Source organism: Paraburkholderia sp. WS6 (assembly GCF_030464835.1).
GTDB classification, from domain to species: Bacteria; Pseudomonadota; Gammaproteobacteria; order Burkholderiales; family Burkholderiaceae; genus Paraburkholderia; species Paraburkholderia madseniana.
Genome location: NZ_JALQCK010000100.1, coordinates 1 through 3,275, shown reverse-complemented (window position 1 = coordinate 3,275; position 3,275 = coordinate 1). Strand labels below are relative to the sequence as shown.

Sequence of the window (3,275 nt, the reverse complement as noted above, 5' to 3'; positions counted from 1 at the left end):
TTGCGTGACGGGCGAAGCCGGGCGCGCAAGGTGCAGCGGCACGGCTGGATGGCTGGGCGTCGCCCGGGTCGATGCCCAGGCGGATCTCGCGGAACGCTTCACAGTGCCAGGTCCATCTGTTCAGCCGCCGGGATTACGACTATGGGAATACCCGGCGTGCGTGAATCGAGCGCATTGTCATGGTCCCGCAGGGTATCGGACATCATTGCGAAGCGGGCGCGATCCGCTTCGCCGCGCCTGACACGGAAATCATCGTCTACCACGTCATTGACCCGTGCCCACTGATTCCACGCGAAACTGCGGCCGAGTCCTACGGTGGTTGACGTGCTAGGGAAGCGGTCGGCTCCACGCACGAGCTCCTCCCATGTCGCACCGAATTCGACCTCATCAAAGCGGCTATGCCGGCCAGTGAGCGCGTTACGCTCTAGGACCAGCGCACGCTCCAGTAGCTCTGGATGGTTCGCGGCAAGCCAGTACAGTTCCCATTGCTTCGAGGCAGGACAGAAGAAGCACGCCGACTTGATCGGCACCATGTCGGCCCCGAGCGCCCACGTGATCGCCTTGACGCAGTCGCGCCGTGTCCACCGAACAAGCTGCAACGGATACACATAATCGAAATCATCGTCCGGGCGCTTCGGCGCTTTCGAGCGGCGCAGATCGGCCGGACCGCAGTCATAGCCGATCAGTTTGACGATCCGTTCATTAGCGGCACGCGTCGAAATCCAAAGCGGATGGGGCAGCCTGGCGTTCGGCCCGGACTTTGCCCCCTTCAGAAACTGGTCCTGAATCGCGGCCTTCCACTTGATACTGCAACTCTTCATGCCGAAAGCCAGCGACGGCAAGGTCTCGTTCGCAAGGCAATTGCCGTATAGGTCCGCGTAGCCTGTGGACGCGAGTGGAATCTTTCGGCACACGTCGATAAGCGGCCATCCCCATTCGCGCAAAACCGTGTTCATGAGGTCAAGGTGTTTGATGGTCTCGGGCTTTTCTCCGCCTGTGTCAGCGAAGGTGATGACGTCGGGGCGGATACCAGCAGCATGAAGCGCTACGAGCATTGCAGTAGAGTCCACACCTGAACCAAAGCATAGGGCCAGCGTCCTGCCCGCCAACGCGCCCCGCAGCGCCTTTATCTGCAACGCCGAAAGGATAGGTGCGCGGGGAACGCTGTCTGCCTGAAACGTGAGCTTTTGCATCGTTCTTCCACGGTTGTCTTTGCTGACCGGATCCCTAGATTCGGAGTCCCGGCCATGCCGGTTTGTGCTGAGTCGGCAGCGTCTCTCGTCGTTGCCGCCGTTCCCCTGAGTTCATCGTCCCGCGATCAAAAGGAGACGCGGCCGGAGCTGGGTCAAGGATTCAGGCGCGGGGTGTGGGGCGGGATGGAGCGAGAGCGACTGACACGGCCCCGTGCGCCTTGACGCAGCGTAGGCTGTGGCTACGATCGCGATAGAGGACGGGGAACCAGGGGGCGGGAATTCGGCACGAAGAGCTGCGACGAAGCGAAACGCCTCGCGCGGCGAGCGCGCACACCGAGCTGCTGCAGGCAGCGAGGCTGGAGGGGATGGCACGCGCCGGGGCGAGTCCGCGGGACGCGGCGCGGCCCCAAGAGCGGGGGTGATGTTACTCCGTGACGCGGTGCTGTCAGCTTGCGTGACGGGCGAAGCCGGGCGCGCAAGGTGCAGCGGCACGGCTCGATGGCTCCGACTGCTCACGCGACACCGGAAACAAAACGCCGGCACGTGGCCGGCGTCTGTACGGATTGGAACGAACGGGTCACCAGTTCGGACGCGGTTGCTCGACCGTTGGCATGAACATGATAAATGTCCCACGTTGCGAGATGATCGCGCGGGCCTTATTGGCCTGCATGCCGAGTCGGGCGATAAGTACGTGGAGCAATTCTCCATCCGAACTGGCTTCGTCATGACAGAGCAGCTTTTCAACCTCTTGCCGCAGGGAATCGCTCAGGCCGTCACTGAGTTTGAAAGCCCCATATTGCGGGAACGCGCACTTGTCGCCTGGCGAGGTTCGCGAAAGCACCTCGACAGCTTCGAGCATTGCGTCTTCTTCTTGCTCAGTCAGTCTGTCCGCCTTCGGCCAGGCCTTGGCCAGCGCATCAAGCGAAGCGCGCATGCGCTTGTGCATGTCGTGCGCGCCGTCCACCCTGTCGGCGAGCTCAATAAGACTGCGGCGTGCGTTCCCCCGGCCAACGTTGGTCCCGTTCTCAAGCGCGGCCAGGATGATCGGCATCAGCGCTGTCCACCGGGGCGTGAGGTCGATACCCTGCGCGTCTGCTTCGCCCGGGAGGATGGTTTGGCTATATCGTTCCATGTGAATTACCTCGCTGGACCGCGCGAGCGGTCCCGTTAAAAGATCAGTTACGCCGTGATCGGCCTACGCCGTTCCGGGTGGTTGGCGGCCATGTCTACAAAGTCGTGCGCGCGCTTCAAGGTCGAGAACAGACCCTCATAGCGATCCGTGATGTATGCCTTGAAGCCCTCCTCGTCGCGGCTGATGAGCACCTCAATGCCATTGATTTCGAGATTGAAACTGCCATTGATCTGCCCGGGTGGCCCCTTCATGACCTCGACACCCTTGCGGCGTGCGGCCAGACAGTTGAAGTGCCCGAAAGCGTCGGCGCACTTGTCGCGCGTCCATCCGAAGCGTTCCGGGTCGCGGTGTGCGCGGTACGTCCGTTCGACGAGGCGCGAGCCGATCAGGTGATAGACATCGCTGACGTGCTGGCCGCAAACCTCACAAGCGCCGAGGCGTGCGCTCGATTGCCCGGTTGCCTTCAACCTGTATCGATACACTTCGCCATCGGCATCGTGGATGGTGGTTTCGAGGGCTGCAAGCTTGCTCATTTCGCTACCGCCTTCTTCGTCTTCGCACGGCGGTCCGCTTCCTTCGTCAGGGCATACGGCAGCTTGTCGGCAATCTGCTCGTCGCTCAGGTGTTCGAGCAGCACGAGACAGGTCGAGCCCTTCACGTTCACGAGAATGGATTTCTTGCCTTGATGCTCGCCCCATTGCGGGCCAGCATGGCCTTTAAAATCACGATGTGTATGGCGGTAAATGATCGTAAGCTTCTGTTCGCGCGAAAGCTGCGCCGGGTCGATGGGTTCCACTGCGTCGGACATTTGTACCTCCATGCGGTTTTAGCTGACCGGGCCCCTAGATTCCGAAGTCCCGGCGTCGGTGGTTTCTGCTGAGTCGGCGGTGCTTCGCGTCGTTGCCGCCGTTCCCCTGAGTTCGTCGTCCCGCGATCAAAGGAGACACGGC

Annotated in this window: 4 protein-coding genes; all 4 read right to left on the bottom strand. The window is 61.7% G+C overall.

Going from position 1 to position 3,275, the window contains the following annotated elements:
* Positions 1-98: 98 nt before the first annotated feature.
* The 4 genes from M0D64_RS44615 to M0D64_RS44600 all read right to left on the bottom strand — a co-directional run bounded on the left by M0D64_RS44615 (position 99) and on the right by M0D64_RS44600 (position 3,133).
* Positions 99-1,055, bottom strand: coding sequence for a hypothetical protein (locus tag M0D64_RS44615; protein ID WP_266262291.1), 957 nt, complete (start codon positions 1,053-1,055; stop codon positions 99-101).
* 715 nt (positions 1,056-1,770) lie between these two features.
* Positions 1,771-2,325 (bottom strand): hypothetical protein, encoded by a 555-nt coding sequence (locus M0D64_RS44610; protein WP_266243590.1) that lies wholly within the window; start codon positions 2,323-2,325, stop codon positions 1,771-1,773.
* Positions 2,326-2,372: 47 nt separating this feature from the next.
* Positions 2,373-2,858, bottom strand: a complete 486-nt coding sequence (locus M0D64_RS44605; RefSeq protein ID WP_266243593.1) for a hypothetical protein — start codon at positions 2,856-2,858, stop codon at positions 2,373-2,375.
* Complete coding sequence (locus tag M0D64_RS44600) at positions 2,855-3,133, bottom strand: hypothetical protein (RefSeq protein ID WP_266243595.1); 279 nt, start codon at positions 3,131-3,133, stop codon at positions 2,855-2,857. The genes M0D64_RS44605 and M0D64_RS44600 overlap by 4 nt, the downstream gene beginning before the upstream one ends.
* Between the last annotated feature and the right edge of the window lie 142 nt (positions 3,134-3,275).